We start from the raw sequence: 17,466 nt of genomic DNA on the forward strand, positions 1-17,466 counted from the left end.
GCCGCGTCGCCACCCGCTACGACCGCTGCCCTACGGCTTTCTTCTCCGCCATCGCACTCCCCGCAACCGTCTTCTTCCGGCTGTAATCAACGAGCCCTGACCCGAGTACCGCAAAATTCAGACATCTGCTTTTATTGCACGCTGATAGCAAAAGGGAGGCTTTTGTGGGCGAAGAGCTGGCAAAACCGGTGCTCTCGCTCGATTCGTACAATCGAGGAAATAAAAAACAAAAACAGGCGCCGGCACTTCCATGCCGGCGCCTGTTTTTTCGTGTCCGTCACCTGCGCGGCGTGCGCCGTTTGTGGCTCGGAAGAAGCTCGGTCTTCAGCTCGTAGGCGGGCCGCCGAGGGCGCGGACAAGGGCGATGCTGGCGCGCATCTGGTCAGTCTCCACGGAAATCAGCGCACGTTCCGCGTCAAGGGCGCCAGTCTGGGCCGTCACGACCTCCAGATAGTCGGACGCGCCGTCGTGATAGCGTGTCAGCGCCAGATCGCTGGTGCGCGCGGCGGCATCCGCTGCATCCCGCTGCTCGACCACCTGCGCGGCGAGATTGCGGCTGGCGGCGAGGGCATCCTCGACCTGACGGAAGGCGCCGATCACGGTGGTGCGATAGTCGGCGGCGAGCGCGTCATATTGCGCGCGTGACAGCCGCAGCCCGGCATGGCGTCGTCCGCCGTCGAACAGGGTGACGAGGCTGGCGAGTGGTCCCAGGCCCCAGAAGCTGTTGGGCGTGGTGAGCAGCGCGCCATGCGTGGTTTGCCAGCCGCCCGACAGGCCCAGCGACAGCGACGGGAAGAACGCGGCCCGCGCCACGCCGATCCGCGCATTGGCCGCCTGCAGCCTGCGTTCGGCGGCGGCGATGTCCGGACGGCGCTGCAGCAGTTCGGACGGTGTCGCGACGGGCAGGGCAGGGGCGTGCAGCGGTCCGACGCGCGGCGCTACCGCGAAGTCTGAAGCCAAGGCGCCGACCAGTGCCGCCAGCTCGTGCTCGGTCGCAGCTCGCTGGTTGGCGATCGCCGATATTTCTGCGCGGGCATTGGCCAGCACGGTGCGCGCGCGGTTCACGTCCATGCCAGAACCGATGCCGCCGTCATGGCGTGTTACGGTCAGTTGATAGGCGCGGTCGAATGCGGCGACCGAGCGGCGCAGCAGTTCGGCCTCGTCGTCCAGCCCGCGCAGCCGTGCATAGGCATCGGCCACGCTGGCCTGCAGGCTCAGCCGCGCCGAGGCGAGGTCGCCGGCGCTTGCAGCAGCATCGGCGCGCGCCGCCTTGACGCTGTCGCGAACCCGTCCCCAAAGATCGACTTCGTAGGACAGCGTGCCGCCGACCATGGCATTGTCATAGGTGACCGGGCTGCCCTGGCTTAGCGGGCGCCCGGCGGAGACGCGCTGGCGGCCGTCCTGTCCGGCCAGCGAGAGCTGGGGGAACAGGTCTGCCTGCCCGATCCGCGCCTCGGCCTGCGCCGCGTCGTATCGGGCAAGTGCAGCCGCCAGCGTGGGGCTGGCGCGTTCGGCGCGCGCTTCCAGCTCGTCGAGCACCGGGTCGCCATAGGCCTGCCACCAGGCGCCGCGCGGCTGGCTGTCGAGCGGCGTGGCTGCCGTCCAGCCGGTCGGGGGCGCTTCCTTGAACGCGGCCGGGGCCGGTGTGACGGGGGGATGATAGGCGGGTGCCATTGAACATCCCGCGAGCAGGGCGGCGAAGCCCCCCGCGAGGAACCGCTTAGCCCGCATGTGCGCTCTTCCCGCCAACCGTCTGGATGCGGACATGATCGCCGGTGCGGATCGCATCGGGCGGCGAATCGATCACGACGTCGCCGACGCCAACGCCGCGCGAGATCGACACGGTCTTGCCCTGGTCGCTGCCGATCGTCACCGGCTTCAGCATCACCACACCCTTGGCGTCGACCGTTGCGACGCTCGGCCCGTCGTTGCCATAGAGGATTGCGCTGCCCGGCAGCGACAATGTCCCGCCCGATGCCTTGGCGCCCGATCCGCCGCCAACCGCGAAGGACACCTGGGTGAAGGCGCCCGGCTTCAGTGCGCCGTCGGGATTGTCGGCCTGGAGTTCGACCAGCACGGCGCCCGATTGCGCATCGACTGCCTGTGCACTGCGCACCAGCGTCGCCGGGAAGGTTCGCTGCGGATATTCCGGCAGCGACAGGCTGGCACGCATCCCCGGATAGACCCGGGCGGAAAAACCCTGCGGCACACGGACATAGATCCGCATCCGGCGCACGTCCGACACCGTGAACAGCGGCTGGGAGGACGCATTGCCCGCCACGACGAGCTGCCCGATCTGTGCTGCCCGGCTGGTGACCACGCCGCTGAACGGTGCATGGAGTTCGGTAAAGCCCCGCAGCGCCTGCAGCCTGCGGACATTGGCGAGCGAGGCGTTGGCGAGCGCCGACTTGGCGGCGAGGTCGCCCGACTTCTCGTCGGCTTCCTGTCGCGACACGGCATCCTTCTGGAGCATCGTCGACCAGCGGCGGGCCGTTGAGTCGGCAAGTCGCTGATTGGCGAGCGCGGTCTGATAATCAGCGCGGGCCTGGGCAAGCTGCTGATCGACTTCTGGCGCATCGAGAATGGCCAGCGTCTGGCCGGCGCGGACATGGTCGCCGATATCCGCCAGCCACTGGCGTACATAGCCGTTGGTGCGGGCATAGATTGCGGCGCTGTTGAGCGCCTGGACCGTGCCCGGCAGCACCAGCGCGTCGCCGCCATTGACCGGCGCCGGGTGGACCACCGCGACCGACGGCATCGCCGCCTCGGCCGCCGTGCTGTTGAGCGCCTTTGTGGCATGCATCCGTGACGTGGTGCCGATCGCCACCACCGCCAGTGCGACTGCGGCGACGCCGATGCCCAGCTTCTTCATCGTGGCACGGCTGGGCGCGGCGGCCTCTGCCTGAGCAGACAGGGTCTTGATATCGGAAAGATCAGACATGGCTTTGCTGCAATTCCATGGATGGGGATGCGGCTGCGCGCTTGCGGTGCACGAGCGCGAAGACGGTGGGGACGAAAAACAGGGTTGCGATGGTGGCGCAGATCAGGCCGCCGATGACAGCCCGGCCCAGCGGCGCGTTCTGCTCGCCGCCGTCGCCGAGGCCCAGCGCCATCGGCGCCATGCCGATGATCATCGCCAGCGCGGTCATCAGTACCGGGCGGAAGCGGACCAGCCCGGCGCTGAGCGCCGCCTGGGTCGAATCGCCCAGTTCGGCAAGCTGTTCGCGGGCGAAGCTGACGACCAGAATAGCATTGGCGGTAGCGACGCCCATGCACATGATCGCCCCGGTCAGCGCGGGTACCGACAGGGTCGTGCCGGTGCTGAACAGCATCCACACAATGCCGGCGAGCGCGGCGGGCAGGGCCGTAATGATGACGAACGGGTCGACCCAGCTCTGGAAATTGACCACGATCAGCAGATAGATCAGCACGATCGCGCCCAGCAGGCCGAAGCCCAGCCCGGCAAAGGCCGTGTTCATCGTTGCATATTGGCCGCGAATCGTGACCGTCGCGCCCTTGGGCAGTTCCGAATTCAGCGATGCGATCGCGTGCTGGACGTCGTCCGTCACCGCACCCAGATCGCGGCCTTCGGTAGTCGCATAGATATCCAGCACCGGCTGAATGTTATAGTGCGACACAACGGGAAGCGCGTTGGCGCGGCGAATATCGGCCAGGCCCCCCAGCGGCTGGGGCGGCCCCGAGCCCGACACGGGCACATTAGCGAGATCATCCATCGAGCCCACCAGATATTCGGGGGCCTGCGCAACCACCGGATAGGAGACACCCGATTTCGGATCGACGAAGAAGACCGGCGCCGACTGGGATGTGCCCGCCAGCGAACTCGACAGGCTGTTCGTCACGTCGCGCTCGGTAAGACCATATTGGCCGATGCGCGAGCGGTTGACGTCCACTTCCAGCTCGGGCGAGCGCTCGGGCTGCTGGATGCGTGCATCGGCAAGGCCTGGAACGACGGCGATCTTCGCCAGCAGCTTCTGGGCATATGCGCGGGTTGCCGCCGGATCCTTGCCCGCGATCTGGATGTCGATCGGGGCCGGCGCTCCGAAGTTCAGGATCTGGCTGGTGATGTCCGCTGGCAGGAAGGCAAAGCTTGTGCCGGGGAAACGGCGCGGCAGTTCGCGGCGCAGCGTCGCGATGATCTGGTCGGTCGGCGCATGCTCCTTGGTCAGCGTGATCAGGATGTCGCCGTCCTGCGGGCCGATGGTGCCGCTGTTGTTATAGACTGTGTTGATCGAGCTGACCGGCAGGCCGATATTGTCTGCCACCGCCGCGATCTGCCCGGCAGGCGCCAGTTCGCGCACCGCCTGGGTGATCCGCTGGAAGCGCGCCGACGTGTCTTCGATCCGTGAACCGACCGGCACGCGCACATGGAGTGCGATCTGGCCCGAATCGACGCTGGGGAAGAAGTTGCGCCCGAGCATCGGCACCAGCGCGAAGGACAGCAGCACCACCGCCATGAAGCCGATGAGGAACGGCCCGCGCGCGGCGAGTGCCCGCTGGAGCAGCCCCGCATAGCCGAGCCGGATGTGTTCGAACCGTGCCTCGAAGCCGCGCTGGAACCGCACGAACGGGTTACGCGAACCGGGCGAGCCGGCCATATGCTCGTCCTCGCCGGGCGCGTGCGGCTTCAGCAGATACATGGCCATGGTCGGCACCAGCGTGCGCGACAGGATGAAGGACGCGACCATCGCAAACACGACCGACAGCGCCATCGGCACGAACAGAAAGCCGGCTACGCCGGGCAGGAAGAACATCGGCACGAACACGATGCAAATGCACAGGAGCGATACGAAGGCGGGCGTCACGATCTGGGCGGCGCCGTCGAGGATTGCCTGAATAACGCCCTTGCCCTGTTCGAGGTGCCAGTTGATGTTCTCGATGGTGACGGTCGCATCGTCGACGAGAATGCCGACTGCCAGGGCAAGGCCGCCCAGCGTCATCACGTTCAGGGTTTGACCGAACAGGGCAAGCGCGGCCACTGCCGCCAGCACCGCCAGCGGAATCGACAGCGCGATGATAACGGTCGAGCGCCACGAACCCAGGAAGAGCAGGATCATCAGGCTGGTCAGCGCTGCCGCGATCGCGCCTTCCTGTACCACGCCGATCACGGCGCCCTTCACGAACATCGATTGGTCGCCCACCGGCAGGATCTTCAGCGTGTCGGGTAGCGTCGCGGCGATTGCGGGTAGCTTCTCCTTGACGCCGTTGACGATCGCCAGAGTCGAGGTCGCGCCGTTCTTCAGCACGGTGAGCAGCACCGATCGGCTGCCTTCGACGTGCACGACATTCTGCTGCGGGCCGCTGCCGTCGCGGACGTGCGCCACGTCGCGCATATAGATGGTGGCGCCGTTGACGACCTTAACCGGCAGGTCGTTCAGCGCGGCGATGGTGTCGGGCGCGTTGTTGAGCTGGACATTATACTGGGTCGGCCCGATCTTCACGAAGCCGGCGGGATTGATCTGGTTCTGCGCGGCGATGGCGTTGCCGATGTCCTGCGCCGAAAGGCCCTTCGATTGCAGCGCCTGCGGGTTCAGGTCGATCTGTACCTGGCGCTGCTTGCCGCCCGACGGATAGGGCATGGCGAGGCCGGGGACGGTGACGAGCTGGGGGCGGATCTGGTTCTGGCCCATGTCGAACAGTTGCTGTTCGGAAAGCCCCTTGCCCGACAGCGCCAGCTGCAGAATCGGCACGGTCGAGGCCGAATAGTTCAGGATCAGTGGCGGCGTGGTGCCTGGCGGCAACTGGCGCAGGATGGTCTGCGACACCGACGTCACCTGTGCGGTGGCGGTACGGATGTCGGCGCCCGGCTGGAAGTAGATCTTCACCACGCCAATGCCCTGCAGCGACTGGCTTTCGATATGGTCGATGTCATTGACGGTGGTGGTCAGCACGCGCTCATAGGGCGTGATGACCCGGTCTGCCATGTCCTTGGGCGGCAGGCCCGAATAGCTCCACGCAACGGCGATGACCGGAATGCGGATGTTGGGGAAGATGTCGACGGGGGTGCGTACCGCCGACAGCACGCCGACGATGGCGATCAGGATGGCCATTACGATGAAGGTCAGCGGCCTGTGGAGCGCAACCCTGACAATTCCGATCATTCACGACCTCGTACCGGCGCGCGGACGCGCATTATTGTGTATCTCTCTCCTGGGCGCGGCCGTTGCCATCTGGACGAGCGGAGCGCGGAGCTCGCTCGGGGCACATATCCTCGCGGGGATGCAGATGGCCCCTTGGTCGTTTCGCGTCTAATATATAATACGGTTCGATTGATAGTCAGGAGCAATCGATCGGATGGACCTGCGGCACCTGCGCTATTTCCTCTGTGTCGCCGAGGAAATGCATTTTGGCAGGGCGGCGCGGCGGCTCGGGATTTCCCAGCCACCGCTCAGCCAACAGATCCGTGCGCTGGAAGACGAACTGGGGGTGCGGCTGTTCGATCGTACCAGCCGTCGCGTCCGATTGACCGAGGCGGGGATGCTGTTCGCGCCCGAGGCACGCCAGACGCTGGCGCAGGCCGAGCATGCCGCGCTCACCGCACGCCGGGCACAACGCGGCCAGATCGGCCATCTGGCGCTGGGCTTCACGCCCTCGGGGCCGTTCGTGCAGGTCGTCGCCAGCGCGCTCTATCGCTTTCGCGAGACCTATCCCGAAGTCGAACTGCTGCTGCAGGAGCAGGGGCGCGACGAGCAGATCGCGCGAGTGGAGGATGGTGAGCTCGATATCGGGCTGATTCGCGGGTCGACGATGCCGTGCCTCCCTGCCGGCATGGTCTCTCGCTGCCTGATCAACGAAGACATGCTGCTGGCGCTCCGGGCCGACCATCCGCTGGCGACGCGCGCCCGAGCGCCTGCCATCGCCGATCTCGCGGATGTGCCGCTCGTGCTGTACGCGCCCGCGATGGGTGCAGGTTTCAACGAGCATTTCTTCGCGCTCTGCGACCAGGCGGGCTTCCAGCCGCGCATCGCCCACCAAGCGACCAGCTTTGCGACTCTGCTGGGCCTGGTGTCGGCGGGGTTCGGCGCGACTATCCTGGCGCGCTCGCTCGAGCGGCTGCATCTGGACACGCTGGTCTATCGCCGGCTGGAGGCTCCGGTGACCAGCAGGTTGTGGATGATCCACCGCACCGACCTCTCCCCGACCGCCCACGCCTTTCGCGCGGTGATCGAACAGGAGGCTGCGCGCGGGAATTGAGGGATGGTGCAAAGCATCTTTTTAGTTTCGCTGTGGCGCGAGTGCTTCCGGTAGTTGGGCCGTCGATTGGCTAAAAAGATCGGCCTGGCTGCAAAGTCGGTGAACGGGAGGTCGTCGGGGGAAGTTTTGTCGAAGCCGGTCGTCGCCATGGTGGAGGGCGGTACGGGCGCAGCGGGCACCGGCGCGGCAGCAGGCAGGGCAGCAAGCAACATCGTGTGCGGTTCCGTTTTGGATGGTGCGCAGGTACAGATGACGCGCCCGCTGTTGCTGGCGATCAGAGGATCGCAGCGATGAGGCCGTCGCGAAACCAGTTGCCCAGCCCAGCCAGGTGCCGACGATGGCGGCGCTCGCCGCTTCGCCGTGTTCGGTTGCCAGCACCGCGCATAGCGCACCGAAGGGCATGCCCGCCTCCAACTGGAGGATCGCCTTGGCCTCCGCTTGCTCGATCGTCCGGAAGCTGGGGGTGAAGCCGTCGCGCCAGAGAAGAACGGCACCCGGCGCCGGCAGTCGCTGGGGGGCAGGTGGCGCGGTTTCCGCAGCGAGGGACTGCCACAAGGCGGCGGCGTTGGTGACGACGGGCAGCAGCGTCAGGTTGGGCGCGAAGGCAAAGCACGCGGTTTCCCATTCCACCGCGCTGAGAGCTTCCACGCAGAGGGGGGCGACGTCGGGCATTGTGAACGCCGCCGCCAACGCCCATTCGATTCTCGCCAGCTCGGCGCATTCCGGATCGTCCGGGTAGAGCGCTGCGATGGTCGCCGGACAGGGCGGCCCCCATCGGACGATGGTCGCCGTTGAGTTGCGGCACAGCGCCTCAACCCTTCACCCTGACGGGAACCCGTAAATGCAGTGATCTGGAATATCGAGAATGAAGTGGCGATAGGGTATTGCTGCAAGCCCCAGCAATGGCATGGAATCCTTTTTGCTGGAGTTATGGGAGACGGTGATGTTTCTTAAAATCAGGCCAAAAACTTCAAAGGAACCCACCGATATTTGAGCAAAACCGGAAACTCCGGATCCAGACTCCACTTTCTGAGAACCGATCTCGTGCCCGCAAGGCGGCGTGAGATCAACGGCCCCGGTGTCGAGCAGCGTTCCAGTATATCCTGTGTCGAGCTGCGCCGAAAATGAGCGCGTCCCACACAGGATAATTTTGGTGGTTACAGAGCCCGATCGCTGGTCATACTGGATAGGCTGGGTCACGAACGACTTCGGTATATGGCGCGGATCAATAAGCCGGATTCGCTCGGCCCCTTGATCGACCTCTATCGCAAGCCGCTCGAAAACCGCGGAACCAAGCACCACATCGATTCCACTGTCGATGCGCGTCTTGGGCAGGGACAGGTCGGCGACTGCAACGCGCTCATTCTTTATAACAAGCGCGCCAATGTTCATCTCCTGAACCTTCCCGACGCCCCCTAACACGCTACCGCTACCAGTATTAACTTCTACCTTGCTACCTTCGACAGCAATTCTCGATGAGGGTACAATTATCCAATTTGTTCCTGTGTCGATGATCGTCTTTCCGGGTTTTCCATTCAGCGTGATATTAATGACGAGGACGCCCATCTTGTTTGGCACCAGCGGCATCCAGTTTGCCAGTTGGCTCGGCTCAACCGTCCACGTTGAATCCCGGGAGGCCCAGTTTACCTCTTGTGCGAAGCAGGGCGCGCCGATCGCGAGAAAGACGACCAGAAAGAGAATGAAGCGCATGACGTGACCCTGGACACGAGAGCGCTCTGGTAAGTGCCATCGAGTAAGCAATTGCAACCTTCAGCCTATCCTAGGTGGCCAATTTTTCTTGTGGGCGGTTGTCACATATCGCCGATGACTGGCACCTGGGTGGTGAGCGTTCCATTCGACTGGGCCATTGGGTGTCGCCGCCCGTTGTATCCCGATTTGTATCCCATTTCTCTTGGCCCTCGAAATTCAAGATGGCATACTGCCGAAAGCCGCAGAAATCTGTGGCTTTCGGATTGTTGGGATGGTGTGGTTTCGATTTTTGGTACCGTCATTCGGAGGTTCGAATCCTCCCGCCCCAGCCAGTTTCCTTCATATTCCAGCTCGATAGTCCCTCCTTGCCGTGTGTGGGGCCGATTTGTGGGGCAGCCTGATTCGCTGTGATTGCGCGCTTCCGCCGCAGCGTTGCAGGTGACATTTTTGACGTGGGCAACGATCGGTGCTACGGGCCCGCGCTCGTTCAGTCTGCCACGAAGTCGTCCGGAGCCGCTTGGCGGCGCGGTCGTGCGTGGAGGCGAGACGTGGGGGTCACCCGGCGTGTCTCTACCTGCTTGCATTTCTTCTATGCGCAGGGCGCCCCCGCGCACAGAAGATAAGCAGGAATGATCAAACGTCTCCCGGTGGTTCTTTGTCTGTTGCCGATTGCGCTCGGCGGAACGACGAGCATGAAAGTATCGGCTGCGAGCCCCCTGAAGGTTGCGGTGGCTCCGCCCAGACAGGATGTACCGGTCGAGGCGCAACCTGCTGTGTCAGCGCCGGCGGCGGAGTCTGCCCTTGACCGCAATCGCCCGGACCCCAGGGACGTCGCCTGCGTCGCCAAGGTCATCATTCATGAAGCCGGCAACCAGTCGCTCAAGGGGCAGATGGCCGTTGCCCAGGTGATCCGCACCCGCATGGAAGACGGTCGTTTTGCCCGCAGCGCCTGCGCCGTGGTGAAGCAGCCGGGCCAGTTCTTCGATGTCGATTCCTACCATCCCGAACGCAGCGACGATCGCTGGCAGGGCGCCGTCGCGGTCGCGACCGCCACGCTGAAGGGCGAAGGCGAAGAAGTCGTGCCCGGCGCGCTGTTCTTCCATACGGTCGGTTCCGACATGCCCAACCGCACCCGCGTCGCTCGGGTGGGCGGACACGTCTTCTATCGCTGATCCTGGGTCAGGGGGCGTCCGACGCCCCCGCCTCGCCGGGCTGTTCGTTCCCGAACCGGGCCCTGCGCGCTGCCATCCACTGGCTGCGCAGCCACTTTGCCGGCATGTCGAGCCCCCAGCGGCCGGTGAACCCGGCCCAGGCCGATACCGGCGGCTGCAATAGGGAGACGGCCGGGCCGGGGGGAAGATCGTCGACCCATTCGGCCATCGCCGGGCCGTCGCCCAGCGCGAGCAGCAGCGTCGCCAGCGCGAGGCTCAGCGTCGTCCACCGCCAGGGATGGCGATGATCGACCGGCGCAGGTGGAACTTCCATGGGCGATCCCACCTCGGCGATTTCGCCCCGTTCTGCGCCGACCGTCACGGAACTCTCCTCAGAACTGGTAATAGATGAAGGGGGCGACGCCTTCCGGCTGCATTGCTCCGACCAGCAGCAGGCCCAGCGCGAGCATCACCCCCACCAGTGGCGCCGGCCACCCGCGCAACCGCTCGGCCAGTTGCTGCAATCCCCGCTGCGGCAGCGCGTGCATCGCGAGGCCCAGTGCCACCAAAGCCAGCGAAAGCGGCGTGACGAGCGTGTTGCGCCAATCCCCCGCGCCCAGCCCGCGCAGATAGGTCAGCGCCTCGTCTAGCCCCGGCGCCCGGAAGAAGATCCAGCCGAGCACCACGATATGAAAGGTGATGAGAATGCCGAGCCAGCGCGGCATCGCCACGCGGCCCCGCGCCAGCCGGCCGAGCGCGCGTTCGATGGCGAGCCAGCCGCCTTGCAGGGTGCCCCAGAGCACGAACGTCCAGTTCGCGCCGTGCCACAGCCCGCCCAGCACCATGGTGAGGAACAGGTTCAGATAGGTGCGCAGCCGTCCCTTCCGGCTGCCGCCCAGCGGAATGTAGAGATAGTCGCGCAGCCAGCTCGACAGGCTGATATGCCAGCGGCGCCAGAAATCCTGCAGCGAGGCTGCGCGATAGGGCTGGTCGAAATTGCGGGGGAAGCGATAGCCCAGCAGCAACGCCAGCCCGATCGCCATGTCCGAATAGGCGGAAAAGTCGCAATAGATCTGCACCGCATAACCATAGGCGCCGAACAGCAGATCGAAGCTGCTATGGTGGGCGGGATCGCGAAAGGCCGGGTCTACGAGTGCCGTCGCCAGTTCTGACGCTACCACCGTCTTCTTGAACATGCCCCACAGGATCAGCAGCAGCGCGGCTGCTACGGCGCCGCGCTCGAGCCGTGGCGCGCGGCGGAACTGCGGCAGCAGGTCGAACCCGCGCACGATGGGACCGGCAACCAGATGCGGGAAGAAGGACATCAGCAGCGTCAGGTCCAGCCATCCGGCCGGCGCGATCCGCCCCTTCTGCACGTCGACCAGATAAGACACCGCCTGGAAGGTGAAGAACGACACGCCGACCGGAAGGAATACCTGCATGAGCGGTACGTCGCGCCCGAACCCGAGGCTGAACAGCAGCGCATCTAGCTGCTCGAGGAAGAAGCCCGCATATTTGAAATAGGCCAGCACGCCCAGATTCAGCACCACGCCCAGCGCGACGAGGCCGCGCTGGCGTCCGCTGCCGGCGGTAGCGGCGATGGCACGCGCCAGTGCCCAGTTGCCGCTTGCCGAGAGGAACAACAGCAGCACGAAGCGGCCGTCCCATGCGCCATAGAAGAACCAGCTCGCCATCAGCAGGGCGATCTTGCGCCACTCGTTCGCGCCGTTCAGCGCCCATGCAACGGCATAGACGAACAGGAAGAACAGGGCGAAGCTCAACGTCGGGAATTGCATTCAGATCAACGGATCGTCTGCGGGGTGGAAGTGCCATAGGGTCGGGTGGCGGGCTGTGCCATGGCGGCTTCCAGATCCGCTTCCAGCCGGCGGGCAATCTCGGCGGCGCCAGCAGTGGTGAAATGCACATGGTCGCCGCGCATCATCGGCGGCTGACGCGATGCCCAGTCATTGGCGGTGCACCGTCCGCCCATTCGCATCGACCAGTCCCAATAGGCGATGCCGAGCTGATGGGCGCGCCGGCGCTGGATGGCCTGTACCAACGCCAGCGCAGCGGTGGGGCGCCATGCACCGGCCATGTCGGCCGGGCCTGCGGCGGGGCAGGGCGGGGATACGCCCTCGGCGTTCACTTGCAGCGAAGGCAGCTTGGTCGAGGAATCCGGTGCGCCGATCATCAGGATCGGCACGCCGGGCGCCAGCCGCTGGATGCGGGACAGGCTGGCGAGCAGCTGGGCATCATAGCCGGCCGCGGTGAAGCGCGGGTAGAAGGCCTCGTTGGTGCCGAAGGCGATCACGATCAGGTCCGGCCGATATTCGCGCAATTCGCGCGCCACCACGCGGTCGTCGGTGCGGTCGAAATGGATCAGCTGGGCGCCGACGGTGCCGAGGTTCGACAGCGTCACGCCGCCGGTTCGACTGGCTTCGGTCGACCAGGAGGTGATCGTCACCGGTCCTTGCGTTACCACCAGCCCCGCATTGGTGGCGGCAACCGGGGTTGCGACCGTGGTGCAGTCGCTGCCCGGCACCGGCGCGGCGAGCGACCAGTTGCGCTGCTCGTTTCCGATCGACAGCGCCACGGCGCCTGCGCCCGGGCCGGTGAGTGCGCAAACGGTGAAGCGGTCGAAGCTCTGGTCAGGGCGATCGGCGCGCAGCCCCATTTCGGCACCGGCCAGGGCGGTGGTCAGGCTGTAGCTGCTTAGTCCGATGGGAATGCCGGCATCGGGTCGCCAGGCGGCACCGAAGATCCCGCTCGTCGTCCATGGTCCCGACTGCGTGGCGGTGATGTCGCGCGTCAGATAGCCGGCATAGGGGCGACCGGGCGGCAGCGCGCCGCGTCCGGCGCGTCCGAACCGCGCCTGCAGCAGCGTTCGCCAGCTACCCGTAACCTGATCGGCGGCGGTGTGGCTGTCGCCGATCTGGACGATGCGCACGATGCGGCCCGTCTTGCGGGCGGTTGCCAGCTTCTCGAAAACCGGCGCGAGCCGCTCGCTATCGCACAGCGCCTGGGTGCAGTCTGACGGGATCGCCGGCGCGGCCGCCTGCAACGCCATCGCCGCGAACAGCGCCGGGATCATCGCTGGGCCGCCTTGCGGAGTCTTTGCGCCAGCGTCTCGATCTGCGCCGCAAGGCCTTCGGTCAGGCGCTGATAGCCGATGCCGATCATGTGCACGCCGTCATTGGTCCGGATCAGCCGCCGCGCGCCGGTCTTCGGGTCCGGCATATAGGCGGTATAGCGCCCCTGTTCGTCCACCGACCTTGTCCGCGTTTCGATGAAGGGGATATTCAGCCGGCGCATATGCTCTGCATAAAAGGCGTTCATCGCCTGGATAGAGGCATCGAGCTGCGGATCGCGCATGGCGGGGAGGCCGACCCAATAGACCGTCGCCCCGGTCGAACGCGCGGTCGCGACGAAGCGATCGATCCGCTCGCCGATCACCCGTTTCCAGCCATCGCTGAGCAAGGGCTGCTCATGGCCCGAATCGTAAAAGGGAACCGCGTCGTTCGCGCCGAAGCAGATCACCGCCACGTCGACCGGATCGGCGGCAAGCTGTTCGCGCGCCCGTGCTTCGAGATTAAGGCGATGATATTGCGTGAAACCGGTCGCTTCCTTGGCGAAGCGCAGCACCTGGAACCCTGCCTCGCGGGGGAGCTGATGGTCGAGCGCTTCCCACAGGCCTACGCCGAAGCTGTCGCCGAACACCCCCACGCGCACCGTCCCGCTCTGCGCCACCCGCGCCACCGCGCGCGGATCGAGCACCGGCTCGCCGATTGCGGGCGTAGCGGTTGCAAGCGGGGCAGCGGTGGCGATCGGCGGTGTGGGCGGCGCCGAGCGATGGAGATCGAAGGAAAGGCCGACGGCAATACCGGCGACGAACCCCACCACCAGCACCGCACTGCGATCGAGCACAAACCCCGCTTTTGCAGCAACGGTGCGGCCGGTTGCTTTCTCGGCGGGAGAAGAGGTGCCGCCGCCGTCGCCTCGTGCATCCGCTTCGTCTTGGGGGAATAGCAGTTTCACGCTCGGTTCCGTCATTCCAGCTACAGAGTTGCAGCGGCACCGTCACTGCATCCCGTGCGACGGGCGGCGCGCTTCCATACTTCTTGTTTCGGGATGGTCGGCGCCGGCGCGACCAGCCTTCCTGCCATCCCGATTTGGAACCCTGCGTGTGGAAAGTCGAGAGCGAATGCGCAGAAAAGCTTCTGCGCGGCGAAGTTCGGCGTGCTTGTTCAGAACCCGCCGTGGAGGCGGATGGCGAACAGGTTGGCGGGGCCGCGGTCGCGGTTGTAGCCGGGGTTGGTCAGGTGCTGATAGTCCAGCGTGATCTGCACGCCCTTCATCGGCTGCCAGTTGTAATAGACTTCGGCGATCTGTTCGTCGCCGGGGTGGGGCAGGCGCCCGTCGCCCACCAGCACGCCGATGCCCCCGGCGTCGAGATAGCGCTGGTGGACGCTCGAAATGCCGTTGACGATCGCGGCGATGCCGATCGTGTCGTCGGCCCGGCCCCAGCCTTTCCCCTTCAGCGCGCCCCCCAGCTGGACGGTGCGGTCAATGTCCGTGAAGTCATAGGGTTCGACCGACCCGTCGGCAAAGCCGGCGCGGGCGAACAGGCCGAAGCTGCCGGTAACTTCCTGCTCGGCATTTGCGGACATGCCCAGCCGGCTCATCCGGCGGCGGACCAGCGCGGTGTCCGGCGTGGTGCCGGTGGCGGTGGCCAGCGCCAGCGCATCGTCGAACCGGCCGAACTTGCCGCGGTTGCGGAACGCCGTGATCCGCACCGCGCCGGGGTGGCCGGCGAGCTGGTGGCGATGCTCGACTTCCACGTCGATCTGATACTGACTGAAATCGCGCTCCAGCGTTTCGCCATTGGGAATCCGGGAAAGGTTGAACGCGCCGGCGCGCAGCGTCCACGCGCCCTGATACCATTCGGCGGCAGCGCCGGTGGTATAGCCCCAGGCATCGGCGGCATAGTCGAAGCTGCCGACATCGACCGCCGACCAGTTGAGGAAATCGCCGCGCGGATCATGGGCATAGCGATTGGTGTCGAAAATGTCGCCGACACCGATCTTGCCAAGCGTCAGCACCAGCCGGTCTGCCCGGGTAGTGCCGGCAAGCTGGTTCGCGGCAGCGTCGACCTTCACATGCTCGCCGCCCAGCCCGATCGTCTGGCGAAAGAACAGGCGCTGCAGGCGCACATAGGGGTGCGACTTGCCGACCTTATAGGCTTCGGCGCTGGGGAAGCCGGCGGCACCCAGCGTATTCGACAAGCCGAAGCCCTGGTCGACTTCGGGATTGATCCACAATTCCGCGCCCGACCAGGGGCGCACGCCGGCATATAGCGTGGCGTCGAAGGTTTCCTTCACCTGATCGGGCGCCAGGCTGTTGGTGCCGCTATAGGGCGATGCGAAGCTGCCGGTGCCTTGCGCAACGAAGGTGGCCTGGGCGTGGATGGCCCATGTCTGCCCGGCGCTCGCTGCGGGTACATCGGCGGGACCAGCATCTGTCTGGGCGTACGCCGGTAGCGCGGCGAGGGCGAGGGCGGGGAATGCGAACGGGCGGAACAGGTGGAGCAACGGTCAATTCCTTCAGGGCTGGCGATAGGCGCGGCCCTGATCTCCGTCGCTAGCGGATCGCTTCCGATCCCGCGTGCGACGACCGATTCCCGGCCGCGTTGGTCTGTGCGTGGTGTGAAGTCGAAGCCGCGCTTCGACTGTCTCCTTCGCCGCTATGGGAGGGGGATGGGCTCGGCATCACTCTTTGATCGGGGTTGCGTGTTACGACGGCGCGGCCCATACCCCCGGGGGGTATCCATTTCAAGCGGAAAGAAGGCCGGACGATGGGGCATGTGGCAAAAGAAAAGCAGAAGCTGCTCAACCGTCTGAAAAGACTGCGCGGGCAGATCGAGGCGGTCGAGCGTGCGGTCGATGCCGATGCTGAATGCGCCCGCGTGCTGCAGCAGGCGATTGCCTGTCGCGGCGCGCTCAACGGCTTCATTGCCGAAGTGATCGAGGATCATATCCGCGAACATATGGTCGATTCTGTTGCCGAACCGGCCGATCCCCGCGCGCAGGCGGCGGAGGAGCTGGTGGCGATCGTGCACAGCTATCTCACCTGAATTTTCGTGGCTGCGTCATGCTAGTGAAACATGGCTGCGCTACCGGACACACAATGACATTATGGGTTATCTCATCCTGTCGCAGGATGGGCTATGCAGGCGTCATGGTTCGGGCTAGGTTCCGGCATGGCGCGCAATTGTCGTCCCCGCTTTGTTGATTTCGCGGTGGATAGCCGGGCAGGTTTCCCGGCGGCGTGCGTGCCTGAATTTGCTCGCTACGTCCCGTGAGTTTGCCGTTGATCGACCCTGCACCCTCTTTCGCCATCTCCACTTCGCCCGAACTGGCCGATTTTGTAGGTTCGGAGGCCAGCTCCAGCGCCCGCACCGGCTTTGGCCCGGCGATAGTCCGGTGCGTGGTAATCGGCAGCGTGATCAGTTGCGCGGCCTTGCTATGGGCGGTGGGGTTGTCGATCGATCCGTTCAGCCGGAGCAATATTCCCTATTATTGCGCGCTGATGCTGGCGCCCTTGTTGCGCATCGTCTGTGCGCGCGATGGTCGGCGCTGGAGCCTCGCGCTTGCCGACTGCACGGAATATTACATGCTTTTCATCACGATAGCACTGATCGGCGCTACCACCAGCTATCCTGTCGCGGCACTGAGTGACGGCTATGCGGATGCGACGCTGCAGCGGATCGACGAGGCGCTGCATTTCGACTGGCTGGCCTGGTACCGGTTGGTGGCGGAGCACCGCTCGCTGCAACTGCTTGGCATGGCCGCCTATCAAAGCATTTTCCTGACGCCCGCCGCGTTGCTCGGCTGGTTCGCCTGCACGGGCCAGCGGCGCGAGGCGCACCGGTTCCTCGCTGCGTTCTGGATTGCAGCGGTGCTTACGCTGGCGCTGTTCAGCCGCATGGCTGCGATTGGCCCGTTCGCGCTGCTGTGGAAGGGGCCGATCCCCTATATGCCGGTGAGCGAATTGTGGCAGCCGGAGCTGATCCCGGCGCTGCGCAGCCATGGTGCGCGCGTTGTCGATCTCGGCCAGTTGCGCGGTTTGGTGTCGGCGCCGAGCTTCCACGCCGCCTCGGCAACCCTCTATTGCGCGGCAGCCTGGCGCTGCGGTCCTTTGCGCTGGCCGCTGATCGGGATTACCGCCGCGATGATTCTCGCTACGCCCGTAGAGGGCACGCACTATCTGATCGACCTGATCATGGGCGCAGGCGTGGCACTGGTCGCGCTGTATCTCGCGTCCGTACTGGTCGCGCGGTTCGGCGACGCGCCGCCCCCCTACCGCGCCTGAGCATCGGCCGGGCCCGAGGGCCCGG

General features: G+C 65.5%; 15 protein-coding genes and 1 pseudogene. 6 read left to right on the top strand and 10 right to left on the bottom strand.

Annotated elements, in window-relative coordinates; all coding sequences use genetic code 11:
* Positions 1-86: pseudogene (locus ACT53M_RS18735) on the top strand (IS5 family transposase); the annotation flags it as partial.
* 78 nt (positions 87-164) lie between these two features.
* Complete coding sequence (locus tag ACT53M_RS18740) at positions 165-335, top strand: hypothetical protein (protein WP_476235346.1); 171 nt, start codon at positions 165-167, stop codon at positions 333-335.
* On the opposite strand, the gene ACT53M_RS18745 is transcribed toward ACT53M_RS18740, so the two are convergent.
* From ACT53M_RS18745 to ACT53M_RS18755, 3 genes are read right to left on the bottom strand one after another with little or no spacing between them, the layout of a single operon-like run.
* Positions 325-1,731 carry an efflux transporter outer membrane subunit gene (locus ACT53M_RS18745; protein WP_476235348.1) on the bottom strand — a complete coding sequence of 469 codons (1,407 nt, stop codon included), beginning with the start codon at positions 1,729-1,731 and terminating at the stop codon, positions 325-327. The genes ACT53M_RS18740 and ACT53M_RS18745 overlap by 11 nt on opposite strands.
* Positions 1,721-2,941, bottom strand: a complete 1,221-nt coding sequence (locus ACT53M_RS18750) for an efflux RND transporter periplasmic adaptor subunit (RefSeq protein ID WP_476235349.1) — start codon at positions 2,939-2,941, stop codon at positions 1,721-1,723. The genes ACT53M_RS18745 and ACT53M_RS18750 overlap by 11 nt, the downstream gene beginning before the upstream one ends.
* Positions 2,934-6,119 (bottom strand): efflux RND transporter permease subunit, encoded by a 3,186-nt coding sequence (locus ACT53M_RS18755; protein ID WP_476235351.1) that lies wholly within the window; start codon positions 6,117-6,119, stop codon positions 2,934-2,936. The genes ACT53M_RS18750 and ACT53M_RS18755 overlap by 8 nt, the downstream gene beginning before the upstream one ends.
* 193 nt (positions 6,120-6,312) lie before the next feature.
* Between ACT53M_RS18755 and ACT53M_RS18760 the strand changes: the two genes are divergently transcribed.
* Positions 6,313-7,212 carry a LysR substrate-binding domain-containing protein gene (locus tag ACT53M_RS18760; protein ID WP_476235352.1) on the top strand — a complete coding sequence of 300 codons (900 nt, stop codon included), beginning with the start codon at positions 6,313-6,315 and terminating at the stop codon, positions 7,210-7,212.
* Positions 7,213-7,233: 21 nt separating this feature from the next.
* Here the strand turns inward: ACT53M_RS18760 and ACT53M_RS18765 are convergent, their stop codons facing one another.
* Positions 7,234-7,884 (bottom strand): hypothetical protein, encoded by a 651-nt coding sequence (locus ACT53M_RS18765; protein ID WP_476235353.1) that lies wholly within the window; start codon positions 7,882-7,884, stop codon positions 7,234-7,236.
* Positions 7,885-8,031: 147 nt separating this feature from the next.
* Positions 8,032-8,922, bottom strand: coding sequence for an aspartyl protease family protein (locus ACT53M_RS18770; protein WP_476235354.1), 891 nt, complete (start codon positions 8,920-8,922; stop codon positions 8,032-8,034).
* A 728-nt stretch (positions 8,923-9,650) separates the two neighbouring features.
* Here ACT53M_RS18770 and ACT53M_RS18775 point away from each other — a divergent pair.
* Complete coding sequence (locus ACT53M_RS18775; protein WP_476235356.1) at positions 9,651-10,094, top strand: cell wall hydrolase; 444 nt, start codon at positions 9,651-9,653, stop codon at positions 10,092-10,094.
* Between the two features lie 7 nt (positions 10,095-10,101).
* Here the strand turns inward: ACT53M_RS18775 and ACT53M_RS18780 are convergent, their stop codons facing one another.
* The 5 genes from ACT53M_RS18780 to ACT53M_RS18800 form a co-directional block, all read right to left on the bottom strand.
* A complete protein-coding gene (locus tag ACT53M_RS18780; RefSeq protein WP_476235357.1) occupies positions 10,102-10,455 on the bottom strand; it encodes a hypothetical protein in 354 nt (117 codons plus the stop codon).
* 10 nt (positions 10,456-10,465) lie between these two features.
* Complete coding sequence (locus ACT53M_RS18785; protein ID WP_476235359.1) at positions 10,466-11,869, bottom strand: MBOAT family O-acyltransferase; 1,404 nt, start codon at positions 11,867-11,869, stop codon at positions 10,466-10,468.
* Positions 11,870-11,874: 5 nt separating this feature from the next.
* Entirely contained in the window at positions 11,875-13,164 is a 1,290-nt protein-coding gene (locus tag ACT53M_RS18790) for a GDSL-type esterase/lipase family protein (protein ID WP_476235360.1), read from the bottom strand.
* Complete coding sequence (locus ACT53M_RS18795) at positions 13,161-14,108, bottom strand: SGNH/GDSL hydrolase family protein (protein ID WP_476235362.1); 948 nt, start codon at positions 14,106-14,108, stop codon at positions 13,161-13,163. Before ACT53M_RS18795 ends, ACT53M_RS18790 begins: the two co-directional genes overlap by 4 nt.
* Before the next feature lie 209 nt (positions 14,109-14,317).
* Positions 14,318-15,661: a carbohydrate porin gene (locus ACT53M_RS18800; RefSeq protein WP_476235363.1), complete on the bottom strand. Its 1,344-nt coding sequence runs from the start codon at positions 15,659-15,661 to the stop codon at positions 14,318-14,320.
* A gap of 263 nt (positions 15,662-15,924) precedes the next feature.
* Between ACT53M_RS18800 and ACT53M_RS18805 the strand changes: the two genes are divergently transcribed.
* Positions 15,925-16,203: a metal/formaldehyde-sensitive transcriptional repressor gene (locus ACT53M_RS18805; RefSeq protein WP_476235365.1), complete on the top strand. Its 279-nt coding sequence runs from the start codon at positions 15,925-15,927 to the stop codon at positions 16,201-16,203.
* 224 nt (positions 16,204-16,427) lie between these two features.
* Positions 16,428-17,441: a phosphatase PAP2 family protein gene (locus ACT53M_RS18810; RefSeq protein ID WP_476235366.1), complete on the top strand. Its 1,014-nt coding sequence runs from the start codon at positions 16,428-16,430 to the stop codon at positions 17,439-17,441.
* Positions 17,442-17,466: the final 25 nt, after the last annotated feature.

The sequence above is a fragment of the Sphingomonas sp. DMC6 genome (assembly GCF_056314225.1).